Origin of the sequence: Paenibacillus ehimensis NBRC 15659 (assembly GCF_004000785.1) — a bacterium.
GTDB lineage: Bacteria > Bacillota > Bacilli > Paenibacillales > NBRC-103111 > Paenibacillus_G > Paenibacillus_G ehimensis.
The window spans coordinates 34823-54299 of the sequence record NZ_BILX01000042.1 but is presented as its reverse complement, the minus strand read 5'-3'; the positions used below and the strand labels follow the sequence as shown (position 1 = coordinate 54299).

The 19477-nt window shown below is 56.1% G+C and carries 8 protein-coding genes; all 8 read left to right on the top strand.

Annotated features, from left to right (window positions below; genetic code table 11):
- The first annotated feature begins 342 nt into the window (after positions 1-342).
- Positions 343-927, top strand: a complete 585-nt coding sequence (locus PEH01S_RS21780) for a TetR/AcrR family transcriptional regulator (RefSeq protein WP_127487987.1) — start codon at positions 343-345, stop codon at positions 925-927.
- Between the two features lie 21 nt (positions 928-948).
- Positions 949-1581 (top strand): HXXEE domain-containing protein, encoded by a 633-nt coding sequence (locus PEH01S_RS21775; RefSeq protein ID WP_025850433.1) that lies wholly within the window; start codon positions 949-951, stop codon positions 1579-1581.
- A 193-nt stretch (positions 1582-1774) separates the two neighbouring features.
- A complete protein-coding gene (locus PEH01S_RS21770; protein ID WP_127487985.1) occupies positions 1775-5023 on the top strand; it encodes a non-ribosomal peptide synthetase in 3249 nt (1082 codons plus the stop codon).
- Between the two features lie 23 nt (positions 5024-5046).
- Complete coding sequence (locus PEH01S_RS21765) at positions 5047-7761, top strand: type I polyketide synthase (RefSeq protein ID WP_127487983.1); 2715 nt, start codon at positions 5047-5049, stop codon at positions 7759-7761.
- Positions 7762-7768: 7 nt separating this feature from the next.
- Positions 7769-12499, top strand: coding sequence for a non-ribosomal peptide synthetase (locus PEH01S_RS21760; protein WP_127487981.1), 4731 nt, complete (start codon positions 7769-7771; stop codon positions 12497-12499).
- Positions 12500-12674: 175 nt separating this feature from the next.
- On the top strand, positions 12675-13436 hold the full coding sequence (locus PEH01S_RS21755; RefSeq protein WP_036714359.1) for an ABC transporter ATP-binding protein: 762 nt from the start codon (positions 12675-12677) through the stop codon (positions 13434-13436).
- Complete coding sequence (locus PEH01S_RS21750; protein ID WP_025850428.1) at positions 13423-15339, top strand: ABC transporter permease; 1917 nt, start codon at positions 13423-13425, stop codon at positions 15337-15339. The genes PEH01S_RS21755 and PEH01S_RS21750 overlap by 14 nt, the downstream gene beginning before the upstream one ends.
- A gap of 223 nt (positions 15340-15562) precedes the next feature.
- Complete coding sequence (locus PEH01S_RS21745) at positions 15563-19462, top strand: beta-ketoacyl synthase N-terminal-like domain-containing protein (RefSeq protein WP_164827971.1); 3900 nt, start codon at positions 15563-15565, stop codon at positions 19460-19462.
- Positions 19463-19477: the final 15 nt, after the last annotated feature.

Here is a 19477-nt window from a genome sequence, read left to right as displayed (position 1 = left end):
GCTGCCTCTGCTCGGCGCTGGCCGGGACTTCCGTTCCCGCCATAGCCGCAGGGACCGCCAGGGTGAGTACGATTGCGGCGGCCACCGTACTCCAAAGCTTGCGACGCTTGAACATAAAAACACCTCCATGAAGATGGGAATGCGTTACGAAATTCATTGTATTACTTAATTTGTAATATATGACAGTCTTAAGGGGCTTGGATCATGTCACGGTTTATTCACAGACGGCAGCGTTTGACCTATTGCGTTGGAATAAAAAGGGTGTTACGATTCAATTAAACAATGATTAAAACATTGTTTAAAACATTGATTAATACGCAGCTTCTAAGAGGAGGAGCGCCTATGCCGCCGGATCAAAAGGAAACCAAAGACAAAATTTTGCAAGCGACCTTGGACATGATCAAGAACGAAGGCTTCGAGAACGTCACCATAAGAAAAATCGCCGCCCGCTCGGACACCAATATTGCGCTGATCAATTACTATTTCGGCTCCAAAGAAAAATTAATCAGCGAGGCGATTAAAATTATGCTGCTCGGCTTTCGCGGGACATTCGACGTATTGGACGATTCCGCCGTGCCGCCGAAAGAGCGGTTAAAAACGTTTCTGACGCTTTACGTACAGGTCATTCAGCAGCACCCGGAGCTCGTCTCCCGAATCATCGCCACCGGAACCGCCATGTTCGCATCGCAGGTCGAATACGGCGAGTTCCTCCGCGAGATGGGTTTTCACAAAATTCAAGCCGTATTGCAGCAGATCACGCAGGAGGACCGTCCGGACAAGTTAATGATGATGATAACGCAGCTGTTCGGCGCGATTTTCCTTCCCGCTTTAATGAAGCCGATTCTCGAAACGGGAGCCGGCGTGAAGATGCTGCCGGTCGGGGAGCAGATCGATTGGTTCTTGGAACGCTATTTTCACGGAAAATAAAGAGAATAGGGGAGAGAAGCCATGAATTTCTTAAGAAAGTATTGGCAGGACCTGGGGATGCTTGTAGCACTGGCCGTGTGCATCTACTTGATCGTGAGCGGAAGCGGAATTCCGAAAATAAACGTGGTGCTGTGGCTGAGCTTTGTCGCGATTCTGGTGCATCAATTCGAAGAGTACCGCTGGCCGGGCTATTTCGGAGGCTTGTTCAATGCGCTTATTTTTAAAAGCGGGCACCCGGACCGGTATCCGCTCAATTCGCAATCGGCCATGGTCATCAATCTGGTCATCGCCTACGTCTTTTACCTGCTTCCCCTGCTGTATCCGAATGTTATCTGGCTTGGCCTCGCTCCGATGCTCATGGGTTTTTTCCAACTGATCTGGCACGGCATTTTCGCCAATCTGAAAGGAAGGACCTTATACAATCCCGGTTTGTTCGCCGTCGTGTTTCTTCATATTCCGGTGGGAGGATGGTACGTTCATCACATCGTGACGCAGAAGCTGGCTAGCGCGACGGACTGGATTGCGGGCACCGTATATTTTGTCATTGCCGTTTATCTTTTGATCATCAAAGGGAACATGTGGCTGAAGGACCCGAACTCCCGTTACCGGTTTTCTCCCCGGCAGCTAGGACCTTATAAGCCGAAGACGATGTAAAGCTATGCGTCGCATTTTCTTTATTCCAAGACCGGGATTCGCTTGTCGAACCTGGTCATTTTCACGTAACGGCTGGCGTATTTCCCGGTCAGAGATAGAAAAATATTTGTTTTGGGGAGACAAAATATGACAAGTATACTATAATTAGCTTAAAATATAATAAAAAACCTCATTTAGCAGGGAGTGAGCTGTTTTGAGCGAGGATGCCGTCCGGTACTATCCTTTAACGCAAGCTCAGCGAAGAGTGTGGTACACAGACTTGCTTTATCCGAATACAACCGCTTCGATTCTCTCCGCAACCGTGAAAATGAAAGGAAAGGCCTCCCCTGAGCTGTTGGAGCAAGCTATGCAATGGACGATCCGGCAAAATGACGCATTTCGCATTAAGATCGTCTCCAAGGACGGGGAGCTCATGCAAATCGTCACCCCCTATACGCCTCAAGAAATTAAAACGATCGATTTCTCCCACGATGAAAAGTTGCCGCAAACCGAAGCGCAAGCCAAAGCCGAGGCATGGCTGAAAGGTCACAACAGCGCGCCCGGCGAACGACTTGCCGCCAATTTGTATCAATTCGTCATTCTGAAAATCGGTCCGGAGGAGCTCTGGTACAGCTTTCAAATGCATCATGCGATCTGCGACGGCATAGCGATGATTTTGGCCATTAACCGGATTAGCCGAAACTATGATGCTTCGCTGAATGGAACCGTTCCCGAAAAGAAGGAGACGGATGCTTATGCGGATTGTATTCTGGCGGAGCTCGACTATGAAAAGTCGGAGCGGCATGATAAGGATCAAGCATTCTGGGCGGACAAATACCGCGAGCTTCCGCAGCTCACAGGGATGAAGAGCTACAATCCCTTGTCTACAAGCACGGCTGCGGAAAGAACAGGCTTGACTTTGTCCGACGAGCTTTATGCCGGGCTGAAACGGTTTTGTCAAAGCCATCAGGTGAGCGCGTTTACCGTTTTTATGGCGGCTTTCTACACTTACGTCTATAAAGTAACCGGAGAGAGCGACGTTGTCATCGGGGCGATCTTCGGAAACCGGACAGCGAGGAAGCTCAAAGAGACGGTCGGCATGTTTGCCAGCACGGTTGCAGCCAGATTAAGCCTGAATCCGGAATGGAAGCTAAGCGCATTGATACAAAATGTATCAAAAGAACAGAGCGTCATGCTGCGCCACCAAAAATATCCGTACAATAAATTGATTCAAGACGTAAGAAGGAGGCACCACGTCAAAGATATCCAACGGTTGTTCGGCATCTCGGTAGAATACCAGCCGTTCGATATCATGAAGTTTGAACGTTTCGAGGTGGAAGTTCACCCTGCTTTTTGCGGGCATGAGGCGAATGATTTTATCGTGCATATCAAAGAATGGCCGGACATGCACAGGCTGGAGCTGGTCGTCGACTACCGGACCCGTTTGTTTGACGAAAAGGAAATCCAGACGATGCTGCAGCAGATCGTAACCGTTACGGAACAGATTCTTCGGTCCCCCGACGATACGGTAGCGGACGTCACTCTTGCCGGCGAGGAAGAGAAAAGCAGGCTGCTGGCTTTATTCACCGGGGCTCGGGTCGGATATCCGCAGGAGAAGACGATCCATCGGCTGTTCGAAGAACAGGCGGCGAAGACGCCGGAGCGGACCGCGCTCGTCTGCCGCGGAGAACGGATAACGTATGAGGAATTGAACCGGTTGGCCGACCGGCTGGCCGGCGTGCTCCGGACGAACGGTATTGCCCGCGGGGAGATCGTCGCTCTGCTGGCCGACCGCTCGGTTCCGCTCGTTGCGGGAATGCTTGCCGTAAGCAAGGCGGGAGCGGCGTATCTTCCGCTCGATCCCGACTATCCGGAAGAGCGGATCCGCGGCATGCTTGAGGACAGCGGATGCACGCTTGTCCTCACCGAGTCGGCCTACGCGGAGAAAGGAACGGGCGGCAGAAAGACGGTGCTGCTGGACCGGGAAGAGGAATGGGCCTTTCCATCCCCACCCTCGGCCGGGGAGGAGGCAGGTCCATCGGATCTGGCTTATGTCATCTATACGTCAGGGTCGACGGGAAAGCCCAAAGGCGTCATGATCGAGCACCGGTCCGTGCATAATTTCCTTCTCGGCATGCTTCGGGAGATACCAATCGATTCGCTGCATACGGTATTGTCGCTAACGACCGTAACCTTCGATCTGTTCGTGCTCGAAACGCTGCTGCCGCTGATGCTTGGCTGCACGGTGGTCATGGCTTCGCGGGAGGAGCAGACGGACCCGGGCCGGCTGGCCGATTTGTGCCGGGAGCATCGGGTCGAGCTGCTGCAAGCGACACCATCCCGGCTGCAGCTGCTGCTCGGCAGCCCGCGGATGACGGAAGCGCTGGCTGCGCTGCGCTTCGTGCTGGTCGGGGGCGAACCGCTGACCGGGAAGCTTCTTGAGCGGCTGCGGGAGGCGGCGCAGGCTCGGGTATTCAACATGTACGGTCCGACGGAAACGACCGTCTGGGCCACGGTGAAGGATGTGACGGACGATGCGCATTTGACGATCGGCCGCCCCATCGTCAATACAAGGATCTACATTGTGGACGAAAAAGGCCGGCTTCAGCCGGTCGGGGTACCGGGCGAGCTGTGCATAGCCGGTATGGGCGTGGCCCGCGGCTATTTGGGCCGTCACGAGCTGACGGCCGAACGGTTCGTGCCGGAGCCGGCAGAGGATAAGACCGACCGGACTGGCCGGATGTACCGGACCGGCGACCGGGCCCGCTATCTGGCCGACGGAACGATCGAGTACTTGGGGCGCATGGACGATCAGTTGAAGATTCGGGGCTACCGGATCGAGCCGGGCGAAATTGTTGCGGTCTTGTCCGGGCATCCGCTCGTTCATGCGGCGGTAGTGGCGGACGGCCAAGAAGAGCGGGGCGGCGCGTACTTGGCCGCGTATTACGTATCGGCGGAGCCGATCTCCGGGGCCGAGCTGAGGGAGCATATCGGCCGGCAGCTTCCGGCTTATATGATTCCGTCGTACTTCATACGTTTGGACAGCCTTCCGCTCACACCAAACGGCAAAATCGACAAGAAAGCGCTGCCACGTCCGCAAGCTTCGGTCGCCCCCGCTTCCGTCGATACGCTGCCCCGCAATGACGGGGAGCGATTGTTGGCCGGCCTGTGGAAAGAGGTGCTGGGTTTGAAGGAGATCGGCCGCCACGATAATTTTTTGGACTTGGGCGTCCACTCCGTGCACGCCGCGCAGCTCGTAGAGAAAATTCAAAGCCGGGGGTATGGCGACATCCAACTGACCGACTTCTTTATGCATCCGACGATTGCTTCGCTGTCAGAACGATTATTCGGCGAACGTGTATGCAAGACATGGGCGGCAGCGGCCGAAGCAAGGGCGGAAATGCGCAAAGCGACGATGCGGAAGCAGAGGGAGTCCAGAGGGGCTGCGGGAATTAAAAAATAGGAAGCTAAGGGGAGGCGAAGCAGTTGAACCAAGATGAAGCGTTGTGGGAACAGGGCATTGCCGTCATCGGCATGTCCGTCCGGTTCCCGGGAGCGGGCAATCCGGAAGCGTTCTGGGATCTATTGAGCCGGGGGATCCATGCCGTCCGGCAGTTCTCGGACGAGGAGCTGAGAGAAGCCGGGATTCCGGAAGAAATCTTCAATCATCCGCAGTATGTCAAGGCCAAGGGAATTTTGGACGAGCCGGAGCTGTTTGACGCCGAATTTTTCGGGATGAGCCCCCGCGAAGCCGAGTGGACCGATCCGCAGCAGCGGTTATTCCTCGAATGCGGATACGAAGCTTTGGAGGATGCGGCTTACGTGCCCGATACGTATGCAGGACGGATCGGCGTATTCGGGGGCTGCTCGCTCAGCACCTACATGCTGAACCACATTGCCCGCTATGAGCCCCACAGCGGTCTGGAGGAGCTTATGAAGCTCATGCTCGGGAACGACAAGGATTACTTGACAAGCCGGCTCTCCTACAAGCTGAACTTGAAAGGGCCGGGCGTGACGGTTCAGACCGCCTGCTCCACTTCGCTGGTCGCGGTCCACATGGCCTGCCAGTCGCTGCTGAGCGGGGAAAGCGACATGGCGCTGGCGGGGGGAAGCACCGTGACCTTTCCGAACCGCGCCGGCTACAGGTATCAGCAAGGGCTGATCACCTCGCCGGAAGGCGTCTGCCGCGCTTTCGACCGCGAGGCGCAGGGGACCGTCTTCGGCAACGGCGTAGGGGTCGTCGTTCTGAAGCGGCTGGAGAAGGCAGTGGAGGACGGAGACTTCGTCTATGCCGTCATCCGCGGCTCCGCCGTCAATAACGACGGCCGTCTCAAGGCAGGCTTCACCGCGCCAAGCCCGGAAGGGCAAGCGGAGGTTATTGCCGATGCGTTGGCGTCGGCGGGCGTTCACCCGGATACGGTGTCGTACGTCGAAGCGCATGGCACGGGTACTTCCGTAGGAGACCCGATCGAGATCGCCGGATTAACGATGGCTTATCGGCAGTGGACCGAGCGAAGCGGATTTTGTGCGATCGGGTCCGTCAAAACCAACATCGGTCATCTCGACTGCGCCGCCGGGGTGGCCGGATTGATCAAGACTGTGCTGGCGCTGCATCACCGTCAAATTCCGCCTTCGCTTCACTTCCGCGAGCCGAATCCGCAGATCGATTTTTTGAACAGTCCGTTTTTCGTCAATACGAAGCTGTCCGATTGGGTGGCCGGAAGCAGCCCGCGGCGGGCGGGTGTCAGCTCCTTCGGCATCGGGGCGACCAACGTCCACGTCGTGCTGGAGGAAGCGCCTGATATAAAGGAAGCGGAGTCTGCTCGACCCTGGCACGCGCTGCTGCTATCTGCGAAGACGGAGCCCGCGCTTGTTGCGGCTTGCGGGCGAATGTCCGCCTACTTGTCGGCCCATCCGTCCGCTCCGATGGAGGAAATTGCATTCACGACGCAGGTAGGCCGAAAAGCTTATCCGCTGCGCAGAGCGGTCGTCTGCCGGGATGCGGAAGAAGCTCGGCGTCTGTTGGACCGTCGGGCTGCAGAGGGGACGGTCCGTCCTCCGGCGGAAGATCAGGCACAGGCCTGGCTGTTTCTGCCTTGGGAGGAAAACAAGCTTCCGGGTCTGCTCGAATTGTGCCGGTCGGAGCCGGTCTTTCGTCACGGATTACTGCAAGCTTTGGAAAAGGCGGAAGCCGTCAGCGGTATGTCGCTGAGCGGGCTTGCGTCGGCACTGTGTGCCGATCCGCCTGCTGCGGAGCTGCCGCAGCTGCCCCCCCGCTTAAGAGCCATTGTTTCCGTTGCCGCCTCTTGCAGTGTTGCCGCCTTCCTCGGGGAATTAGGGCTGCAGCCCGCGCTCGTGGGCGGCGAGGAGGAAGGCGAATATGCCGCCGCCTGCATAGCCGGGGTATACCCCTTGGAGGAGGCGATCCGGCTGGCGATAGCCCGCGTGAGTCTCGAAGAGGGCGGTGAGGAGGAGGCGTTCGCAAGAGTGCTTGGAAGCGTTTCCCATGCCGCCGCGCAGATTCCGTATTTAAACGAAAGACAGGGAGAATTGGGGCATGATCCGGATCCGCCGGGTGATGGGTGCTGGCTGCGCATGGCGCTTGACTTGCCGCTGGAGGAGCGGCCTATGCGCGTCATCAGCATCGGTGCACCGATGCGCGATGATAGCCGGGATGCTTTAAGCTGCTTCGATGCTTTATCCTTGACGGAAACCTTGGCCGTTCTGTGGGAGGCTGGCTGCGATCTCGATTGGCCGGCGCGCTACCGGCTGGAGAAGCGCTGCCGCGTGCCGCTGCCGACGTATCCGTTCGAACGCAAGCGGTACACGCTTCGGCGTCTGGAGGACGGGAGCGTAATCCGCGCCGCCGAGCCGGAGATAGCCGCTTGTGCGAGTCCGCCCGAACCGGAAGCCCCGGGCCGGCTTGAAGATGGAGATCCGCGCCGGATGTTGGAGCGGAACCTCAGCCGCTTTTACCAGGAAGTGCTTGGCCTGCCGCAGATCGACATCCATACCCCGCTATACGAGCTTGGCGGCGATTCGCTCAACAAGATGCAGGTGATTTCCCGCATCCGGGAAACGTATCCGGTGCCGCTGAATGTGAAGCGGCTGTACGAGGCGCAGACCATTGCCGAGCTGGCGGACAGCATCGAGCTTTCCTTCATCGAGCTGCTGGAACAAGACCAATCGGTAAAGGAGTAGAGGAACGATGGCCAATCCAGATCCGATCGAGGCCCGCAGGTCGCAATTGTCGGAAGAAAAACGGGCGCTGCTCGGCCGGCTGCTTCAAGGCGGGGCTGCCCCGGTTTTTTCACAGTCGCAGGGAATTCCTGCGCGACAGAATAAAGACGGAAAAAGTCCGCTCTCCTATGCCCAACAGCGGTTGTGGTTTTTCTCTTCTTTGGAGCCGGCATCAACGGCGTATCATTTGGTCTACGCCATCAAGCTGAAGGGTGTTCTCCGGGCCGGAGCGCTGGAGCGGAGCCTGCAGGCGGTTGTGCAGCGGCATGAGATGCTTCGCACCGTGTTCGGCGAAGAAGAGGGCAACGCTTATCAGCTTGTTCTGGATACGATGAACGTTCCGCTGGAGCGGAAGGACCTGCGGGACCGGCCGGTCAAGCTGCAGGAGACGGCGATCCGGGAGCAAATATCCCGCATCAACAGGCCGTTTGACCTGAGACGGGGTCCTATGCTTCGCGCGGTTCTGCTGGCTCTTGCGGAGAAAGAGCATGTGCTGCTTTGGGCTTTTCACCATATTATAACGGACGGCTGGTCTCATCACCGGTTCGGCCGGGAGCTGTTGGGGTTGTATAACGCCTTTATTCGCGGAGAAGCTGCGCCGCTGCCGCCCCTTCGGTTGCAGTATGCCGATTTTGCCGAGTGGCAGCGGACATGGGTCCAAGAGGATGCGGTTCAAGAGCAGCTGTCGTACTGGAAGCGGAGGCTGGCCGGAGCGCCTGCGCTGCTCCGGCTTCCGACCGATTACCCCCGACCGTCGGTCCGGCAGTATCTGGGAAGAAAGCTGCACTTCACGGTGCCGCAGCAGCTTAAAGAAAGGCTGTGCCGTTTTGCCGCCGAAGAGCAGGCGACCCCGTTCATGCTGTTGATGGCCGCGTTCCAGACGCTGCTGCACCGCTATACCGGGGAGGAGGATCTGTGCGTCGGAACAACGTTGTCGGGTAGGAACCGCAAGGAGGTCGAGCCGCTGATCGGATTTTTCGTCAACACGCTGGTCATCCGCTCGGAAGTGAGCGCAGGCCTTCCTTTCCGGCATCTGCTCCGGCAGGTCCGCCAAAACGCTCTGGAGGCCTACGCCCATCAGGACGTTCCGTTCGAATTGCTGGTCGAAGAGACGGCAGGGCAGCGGAGCCTTAGCTATTCTCCATTGTTTCAAGTGATGTTCACGCTGCAAAATACGCCTCCGGTTTCGTTCGACCTGGACGGACTCACCGCCGAACCGCTCGATGTGGAGACGGAGACGTCCAAATTCGATCTCAGCCTTGAGATGTTCGAGACGGAGAGCGGCTGGAAAGGGGCCTTGGAATACGACCGGAGCCTCTTCGAGGAAGCGACGATGCGGCGGCTGATCACCCACCTGACCACGCTTCTCTCCGGCATCGCCGACAGCCCGGACGCTTCGGTCGCCGCTCTGCCGATCCTCTCCGCGGAAGAGCGGGTACTGCTTGAGGAGTGGAACCGGACGGACCGGGATTACCCGCTCGGGACGACGCTGCACCGGATGGTGCAGGAGCAGGCTTCCCTTCGGCCGGAGCGTCCGGCTATTGTAAGCGGCGGCGGCACCCTGGCGTATGCCGGTCTCGCCGATCAGGCCGGGCGGCTGGCTGTACAGCTGCGCGAGCTTGGCGCGGGTCCCGGAACGGTGACGGCGGTATGTTTGGAGCGTACCCCGGAGATGGTCGTCGCCCAACTGGCGGTACTGATGGCCGGCGGCGCCTATCTGCCGGTCGATCCGGCCCTTCCGAAGGAGCGGATCGCATATATTCTGAGCGATTCGCTCGCTTCCATCCTGCTGACGGCGGAGCTGCTTCGACCGATTTTACCCGAAGCAATCGATGCGCGGATCTTCTATGTGGATCAGAAAGCGGAACGGTCCGGGGATTTGTCGCGTGACCGGGCCGCACACCGGCCCCCCGCCTCAGACAAGCCGCTTCAGGACGAAACGGCCTATGTTATCTACACTTCCGGCTCCACGGGCCGGCCTAAAGGAACGATGATCCCGCACGCGTCGATCGTCAATTTCTTGCACTGGTACCGGGACGCTTCGGCGCTGTCTTCTTCCGACCGGGTCTGCTTTACCTCGGGGGTCGGCTTTGACTTATCCGTAGCCGAGATCTGGGGAGCGCTCGTTTCAGGCGCGTCTTTATGGCTCCCTTCGGAAGAGACGAGAATGCAGCCGGAGCGGCTGCGCGATTGGATGCTGGGGAACCGCATAACCTTCGCTTTCCTGCCGACCCCGCTGGCCGAGCGGCTGATCTCCGTGCCCTGGTCTGCGGAAGCGCCTCTCCGCCGGCTGTTTACCGGAGGGGATCAATGGACCGTCAAGCTGCCGCAGGGTCTGCCGTTCGAGGTATACGACCTGTACGGTCCCACGGAATGCACGATTGCCAGCACCTTCCGCATCATCGAATCTGACGGGGAAGCCTACAGGCCTCCGCATATCGGCAGGCCGCTGCCGAATACGACGATCTATATTACCGACCGGGAGCTGCGGCCCGTGCCGGTCGGGGTGCCCGGCGAAATCTGCATCGGCGGCCGCGGAGTCGGGGGCGGTTATTGGCGCAGGGAAGCGCTGACACGGGAAAAATTCGTCCCGGACCCATTCGCGGCACAGGAGGGCGCGCTATTGTACCGGAGCGGAGATCTCGGACGCTATTTGCCGGACGGACGCATTCAGTTTCTGGGCAGGTCCGACGACCAGGTCAAAATCCGGGGTTTCCGCATCGAGCTCGGTGAGATTCAAGCGGCGATTGCCGCGCATCCTTCCGTCAGAGAAGCGGTTGTGCTTGTTCGCGAAGACGCTCCCGGCGACAAACGGATTGCGGCATACGTGACTGGAAAGGCAGGCTCTGCGCCGAACATCGAATCGCTGCGCCGCAGTCTGAGAGACCGGCTGCCGGGCTATATGATTCCTTCGGCGTTCGTCGTGCTGGACCGGCTTCCGCTCACGCCGAGCGGCAAATTCGACCGTCAAGCGCTGCCCGCGCCCGAAACGGACCTGTCCGGCGACCGGTTCGAAGAGCCCCGCAATCCTGTCGAGGAGGTGCTGTGCAACATCTGGAAAGAGCTGCTCGTTTTGGATAAGGTAGGAATTCGCCAAAACTATTTTGAGATTGGCGGCGATTCGATCAAGACGATGATGCTGATCGCCCGGGCGAGACAAGCCGGGCTGGAGCTTACGACCAAGCAGGTGTTCCAGCATCAGACGATTGCCGAGCTGAGCCGTGCGGTCGGCGCAATAGGAGGAACAGAGAAGCAGCCGCCGGTCGAAGCGGCGGCCGGGTACGAGTTTGATTTTCCGCTTGCGGGTCTGAATCGGGAGGACTTTGCGGGAATAGAGGGAATCGCTCCCGAAGAGATCGAAGACGTCTATCCGCTTACGCCTTTGCAGGATTACATGCTGTCTGTCATGCGGCGGCGTCCCGAGCCGGCCCAATTTTTCGTCAATATGGTCATGCGCTTCAAGGACAAGCTGGAGCCGGAGCTCATGACCGAAGCGTGGGAGCGGGTAGCGAACCATTTTGCGCTAACCAAAACCTCCGTCGTCTATGAAGGGCTTGCCGAGCCGGTGCAACTGACGCGCCGCAGCATCCGGGTTCCCGTTCAATATCTCGATTGGCGCAGGTGGGATGCAGAACGCCAGCAGGAGGAGCTGAAGCGCTATCAGGAACGCAAGCTGCTGGAAAGCGAGCTTGCATATATCGGCCGGCCGACGACCTACGATGTGATGTTCGCCACGCTCGGAGAGCGTGACCATCAATTGGTAATGAGCTGCTCGTACCTGATGATGGACGGCTGGAGCCATTTTATCGTATTGATTCACGTGATCAAATGCTATTACTCCTTGCTTGAAGGGAAGCCTTACGAGCTACCCTCTGCACGGTATTATGGCCGGTACGCGGCCTGGCTCCGTTCCAGAGAGCTGGAGGAGCCCAGACGCTATTGGAGCGCGGAGCTGGCGGATTTCCGCCGGGCAACGCCGCTGATCAAGCATGCGCCTTTCAACGGGCAGCCCAAAGAGCGGGGCTTTGCGAAGCAATTGGTGCAGATCAAGCCTATCGCGCCGCACCGGGTGCGGGAGCTTGCTCTGCGAAGCCGCGTTACGGTGAACGTGCTGTTCCAATTGGCGTGGTCGCTGCTGCTGGTCCGGTATACCGGAGAAAGGGAGGTCCTGTTCGGCGTCATGTCGAACGGCAGACAGCCGGAATACGAAGGGGCGGAAGACATTGTCGGTCCCACGATCAACACGCTGCCGCTGCGCATCCGGGTGGACGGGAACGAGAATGCGTTGCAGCTTCTGCAGCAAATTCAAGAGAAGCAGCTCCTGCTCACGCAATGGGATTATACGCCGCTGAGGAAAATCAAGGCATGGATCGGTGTGGCGGAAGATGAGCCGCTATTCGAATCGTATATGATTTTCCAAAACCTGCCTTCTTATTTCGAGGTTTCCGGCGGCATGGACTGGTTTCACGACGTTCCGCTGGAGAACGAGTACGAAAAAGCGCTGGCCATCTTCGATTCCGGGACACCGCTGCGTGTCGATGTGTGTGTCATCCCGGAAGGCTACGAAATCTATATGACTTACCTGAAGGCCTGCTTCCGCGACGAAGCCGTCAGCCGGATGCTTGGCGACCTGCGGGAGACGTTCCTTCGCGTTTGCGAAGCTCCCGAACAGCCCGTTCGCACATGGGTGGAGTCCTAATCCCTTTCTTGTCCAACCGCTTTTGCCCAAAAAGCGGTTTTTTTGTCTACTGTGACAAGAATGTCACTTTAGCGGTGCAAAATGTAATCTTAGGCCATAGATGATTGTTTCGCCAACCCTTTATAATAAAAGCAACCATTTTCGAATAAATCCAACAAGCGGGGTTATTGCAGTGATGAAAATTGTTGAGGTGTCGGATGTAACCAAAGAATACGGCGAAAAGGCAAGCACCTTTATGGCCTTGAAGGGGGTAAGCCTTGATTTTGACGAAGGCGAATTTGTCGGGATTATGGGACCGTCCGGGTCCGGCAAAACGACTTTGTTAAATATGATGTCGACGATCGACCGGCCGAGCTCGGGGCGCATCACGATCGACGGATACGATATTACGACGATTAAGGACAAGGAGCTGGCGAAGTTCCGCAGAGATACGATCGGCTTCGTGTTCCAGGCGTTCAATTTGCTCGACAATATGACGATCCGGGACAATATTGCCTTGCCGCTTACGCTGAATAACGTCAAGCTCGATATTATCTTGAGCAAAATCGACGAGCTTACGCAATTGCTGGGCATTTCCGAGCAGCTCGACAAATATCCGTACGAATTGTCGGGCGGGCAAAAGCAGCGTGCCGCCATATGCCGGGCGCTGATTACGTCGCCCAAAGTGATTTTTGCCGACGAACCGACTGGGGCGCTCGACTCCAAATCGTCCTCCGAGGTGCTGGAATGCTTCAAAAGCGTCAACAAAAAGCTGGACACCACGATTATTATGGTGACCCACGACGCCGTAGCCGCAAGCTATTGCGACAGAGTGATGTTTTTGAAGGACGGCCGGATTCACGGACGGCTGGATAGCGACGGCAATAAGCAGGAGCTGTTCAAGAAGGTGCTGAATATGCTAGCGGTTATGGGAGGGACCAGTCATGAATTCCTTTAGGATCGCCTGCACGCTTCTCAGAAACAACTTGCAAATCTACGGATTTTACTTGATCGTTCTGGTTGTAACCGTAGCCACCTACTATAATTTCGTGGCCATTCAATATAACGATACGTTTGCCCAAATCACGGCGCGGCTGCAATCGGCTACGGTGGCGAGCATGACCTGCGGGTTCGTCTTGATGTGTACCGTCGTTTTCTTTATGTGGCATGCGAACGGATTTTTTTTCAAGCAGCGGCAGAAGGAAACCGGCATTTATATGCTGATGGGTATCAGCACCTCCAAGATCGGAAGAGTGTTCGCCATCGAAAGTGTGCTTCTGGGTATGCTGTCTTTGGTTCTGGGCTTGGCGGCGGGCATTTTGTTCTCGAAGCTGTTCTTCATGCTTCTCGGAAAAGCGATGTATCTGGAGGCTGAGATTCCGTTCATGATCTCCATCAAGGCGATCATCCAGCTTGTGATTGTGTTCGGACTCATCTTCGTGGTGCTGGGGTTCAGAAATTTCCGGGAAGTCCAGAAAAGCCAGCTCATCCAAATGATCCATGCGACGAAAGCGAAGCCCGTTGTCCCGAAATTGAATTATACGAAAGGCATTCTGGGAGTTATCTTGATCGCCGCAGGCTATGCGGTGGCATCCGGCTTTACGCACTGGATTTCGGATCTGCTGTCCGCTTCGATGGCGACGCTGATTCTGGTCAGCTTCGGCACCTACTTCTTCTTCGGAAGCTTCCTGACGATTATTTTCAGCCGATGGGTCAAGGCCAAGCACATGGTGTATAAAAACGTCCGGCTGGTGAGCGTCAGCAACATTTTTTTTCGGCTGAAGTCGAATTATCGAAGCTTGGCGATGACGGCCATCTTGGCGGCGGCTACCGTAACCGCCTTCAGTGTCAGCCTGGCGTTCAAGCAGTACGCGAAGGATCACGAGCTTATCGAAGCGCCGTACAGCATCAGCTATGAGGGCAGCGATCCGGCGGTCAAGGTGAAAGTGATGGAAGCGATCGCCGCGTCGGAGCATCAATTGCTCGGCTGGAACGCCATTCATCTGGTGCCGGGGAAAGTGGAGTATGTGAGCGGTAAAAAAGTCGATTTTAACAACGACGCATATATGATCGGTTACTCCGAGCTTGAAAAGACGCTTCAATTTTTGCAATATCCGGAATGTGAAAAGCTGCTTAGACGGATTGATCCGGATAAAAACGAAGCCGTCTTTATCATTAATGCAAATACGCTGGCGTCGCCGATTCGGGTCGGCGGCGAAGAGATCCGTTGGAACGGAACCACGTATTCGCTGAAGCAAGCCAGGCAGGTGCCCGTAACAGGGAACGTCGCCAAGTTCGGCAAAAAAAATATTTATGTCGTGCCGGACAGCGCGTACGAGAAGGCGAGGGAGAGCGGCCCGGAAATTACGTTTAACGGCATTCGGATCACCGGGCAGGAAAACAGCGAAAAGCTTGTCCAGACGCTTGCCGGCATCGTACCGGACGGCAAAGTGAACGGATATTTGAAGCAATTTGCGCAGGATTATTACACGCTCGGTACGTTTTTCTTCCTGGGGCTGATCATGTCGATCGTTTTTGTGCTGGCCACGTTCAGTACGATCTATTTTAAAATATTGAGCGACGCGTTCTCGGATCAAGAGCAGTATGCAATACTCAAAAAAATCGGCATGAGCAAAAAAGAGGTGGAACGGTCCGTCTACCTGCAAGTCGGTATCGCGTTTGTGCTGCCGGTCATCGTCGGAATCGCCCACAGCGTCGTGGCGATGGACATGCTGGAGAAGGTGCTGAATGTGAATTTTGTCCTGCAAATGGTGCTGGGAATAGGACTATTCGTCTTGGTCATGATCGCATTTTATGTCGGAATAAGTAAAAATTATACGAAAATGGTGTATGAAGAATAGACGCAGCAATATACGGGAAACTGGAAAACCGGCCTGGCTCAGGGCCGGTTTTTTCATGACCTTGAATTGGTTGGGTCGTTTCGGCGCGAATGGCGTCTAATGCCTTTTTCCTATTTACCAGATGAAGGTATTAGTGTATCCTTATTCCAAGGCTTTTATCCTATTTTTCCCCTATGTTAGCTCGAAAAGCTGCATTTTTGATGGCGCAAAAATGGAGGGGCATATGACATTAACGGAGATGATTCTAAGCAAAACGTCGGTCGAGGAAAGACATATCGTTTTTGTGAAGAAGCAGGGCGAGGAAAAGAAAATCTCGTACCGCGAATTATTGAAAACAAGCTCCAAAATATTAGGTTTTCTGCAAAGCAAGGGCATCCGGCACAAAGATGAATTGGTTTTCCAGTTAAAGGATAACGAAGACTTTATTCATATGTTTTGGGCCGGCATTCTCGGCGGAATGGTCCCGGTGCCCGTTACCCCGGGCAGCAACGATGAGCACAGACTGAAATTTTTTAAAATATGGAACCGGTTGAACAATCCGTATTTGATATGCGATGCGGAGCACTACGATACCCTGAAGAAATATGCGGACAGCAAGGGCATCGATTTCTCGAACATTTCCGGAAAGGTCATTCCCATCGCGGAGGTTTACGGCCACGAAACCGAAGGAACGGTCCACGACACCCAACCGAATGATACCGCTTTCATTCAATTCTCGTCAGGCTCGACCGGAGATCCCAAGGGCGTCGTGCTGACGCACCGCAATCTGCTCGCCAATATCGAGGGGATCGTCGATATATCGAACATGACCGGAGCGGACAGTCTGCTGACTTGGCTGCCGCTCACGCACGATATGGGCATTATCGGATGTCATCTGATGCCCGTCGTCTGCAACATCGATCAGGTGCAGATCCAGACGAACGATTTCGTCCGAAGGCCGACGATCTGGCTGGAGAAGGCCAGCAAGCATCGCTCCACGATTTTGTTCTCGCCGAATTTCGGGTACCGGTATCTTTTAAAGTTTATGAAAAAATCGGATGGCGGCGGCATTTACGACTTATCGCATGTCCGCAAAATTTTCAATGGGGCGGAGCCGATATCTCCCAACCTGTGCGAGGAATTCTTGACCGCCATGAGCAGGTATAGCCTTAGCCCTGCGGCGATGTACCCGGGCTATGGGCTTGCCGAAGCCAGTCTTGTCGTATCGTTTCCGAAGGCTGCGGAGGGGAATATAAGAACTTATTATATTGACCGCAGACGGATGAATGTGGGCCAAGAGGTCGTTTTTCTGGAGGACAAGCACTCGGCTCATGCCGCGGCATTTGTCGATGTCGGCTATCCCATCAAGCATACGAGCGTGCGGATCACGAATGCGGAGCGGGAACCGGTTAAGGACAACACCGTCGGTTTTATTGAGATTAAAGGCGAGAACGTGACGAGCGGCTATTATAATATGGAAGAAAAAACGAAAGAAGTGCTCAATCCGGAGGGGTGGCTAAACACCGGCGATTTGGGCTTTATGCGAAACGGCAGACTGGTGGTGATCGGGAGATATAAGGATGTCTTATTTTTAAACGGTCAAAATTATTATGCCCATGATTTGGAACGGATCGTGCTGGAGGTTGCCGGCATACCGTTAACCGAAGCCGAGGTTGCGATAGGAGGGGTACGTGACTATAAACAACAAACCGAAGAGGTCGCCGCTTTTATTAAGTTTTCCAAAAAGCCGGAAGACTTCTTATTTGTCGAAAGTAACATTAAAAGGGAGGTTAATTTACGAGCAGGCATTCAAATTGCCTATGTAGTACCGATCAAGCAAATACCGAAAACGACGAGCGGCAAGGTTCAGCGCTTCAGTCTGGTTGAACGGTTCGAAGCCGGCGAATTCGCGCCGATCTTAAACGAGCTTGCCGATGCCCGGAAGCGGAAGGAAAGGCTGGAGCACGAGGAGCTTAGCGGTCTGGAGCAGAAGATCGCAGCCGTATGCCAAGAGCATCTGGAAGGCGCCGAGGCGGGAGTGACGGACAACTTTTTTGAGATGGGCTTCAGCTCGATTCAGTTGAATCAGGTCGCCTTCGCGCTGCAGGAACGGTATGGGGACAAGGTCAAAATGCCCGATCTGTATGCGAATCCGACCATTCGGGAGCTGGCCCGCCATATCCAATACGGCAGCAAGGCCAGGCAGGAGCAAGCCCGCCTCCCCCGCATGGAGGAAGGGAATGACCGCTCCGGGGAGCTGGCGATCGTCGGCATGGCCGTCAAGCTGCCCAAGGCCGACAATCTGGACGACTATTGGGAAACGATCATTTCGGGACTCGACACGGTCAGGGACCTCCCGGCCAACCGTCAAGCGGACTTGTCTGCCTATGCGGCCAAAGAAGGGTACGACCCGGACCGCCTCCGGTATCATCGGGTTTCCTATCTGGATGAAATCGATACCTTCGATTATCCGTTTTTTAAAATTTTGCCCGTGGAAGCGATCGCGATGTCGCCGGCGCAGCGGTTGTTTCTGGAGACGGCCGCTAAGGCGCTTGAGGATGCGGGCTACGGCGGAGGCCGGTTGAAAGGGACGAAAACCGGCGTGTATGTAGGCTATATCGGGGACATGGACGGCTACAAGTACCAGCGGATGCTCGCTTTGTCGCAGGATGCGAGTACGCCGACGGGATATTTGTCCGCGAATATCGCCGGCAGAGTCTCGTATATTTTTGATCTGAAAGGCCCGGCTCTGATGGTCGATACGGCTTGCTCCTCCTCCTTGGTCGCCTTGGATCTCGCTTGCGAAGCCATTCGGAACGGGCAGTGCGAGCAGGCGCTCGTGGGCGGAGTCCGCTTGAAAACCGTGCCGGTCGACGACGGGTTCAAAGCGGGGTTCGAGTCCGCCGACGGCAGGTCGAGACCGTTCGATTCGTCAGGCGGCGGGACGGGAGAAGGCGAAGGGGTGATTGCCGTATTGATCAAGCCCTTAAGCGCAGCTATACGGGACCGGGACCCAGTCTATGCCGTCATCAAAGGGAGCGCGGTGAACCATGACGGGACGTCCGCAGGGATGTCGGCCCCGAATCCGGCAGCTCAGACGGCTGCGGTTGTAGAAGCCTTGCAGCGGGCGAAGGTGGACCCGGCCACGATAGGCTATGTGGAAGCGCAAGGGACGGGCACGCCTGCCGGCGATCCCATCGAGGTGCAAGGGCTGACCGATGCCTATGCCCAATATACGGCCGACACCGGGTACTGTTCGATCGGCTCGGTGCGGGCGAATATCGGCCATTTGTACGAAGCCTCCGGGCTATCGAGCTTGGTGAAATGCTGCTTGATGCTGAAGCATAAGCAAATTCCGCCGCTCGCCAATTTTACAGAGGCAAATCAACAGATACGTTTCGAAGAGTCGCCGTTTTATGTTGCGCGGAGCGCAGCGGATTGGCAGCCGATCGGCGGAGTAAGAAGATGCGCGATCAACAATTTCGGCTTTTCCGGCACGAATGCCCATGTGATTCTGGAAGAGTTCGTTGACACGGACGGGGGCGGAGCGCAACCGGCGGATTCAAACGGGGCGCTGCATTTGTTTACGCTAAGCGCCAAACATAAAACCGTGCTGAAAAGGCTGGTGGAGGACTATGTCCGCTTCCTTGAGCGGAATGGGGACGCGCGTATCGAGGACGTATGCTATACGTCAGGTACCGCGCGCGAGCACCATGAGGTGAGAGTGGCTGTGCTGGCGTATTCCACGGCGGAGCTGTTGACGAAGCTGAAGCGGTTTGACCATAAGACGCAGCCGGCCGAGCGGATATTCTACGGAACCCATAAAAAAGTAAAGCTGTCAAAGGCGGTCAAGAACGTCGGAGAATTGAACGAGAACGATGTGGCGCAGCTAAGTCTCACCGGAAATCAGTTGTTGGCGGAGCTGGACCTTGCGAACCGGGAAAGCCAATTGCTGCGAGTCGCGCAGATTTATACCCGAGGAGCCGAGCTTGCGTGGACTCTCCTGTACGACCGGCAGCAGGTGCGAAGGATTCATCTTCCGACTTATGCGTTTGACCCGTTGAGATGCTGGCCAAGCTTTGAGCTTGCTTCCGATGCTGCGCGGGAAGTTGCGGCTTCCGAAGCGGGAGCGACCTATAATTGAGGAGGAAACATACCC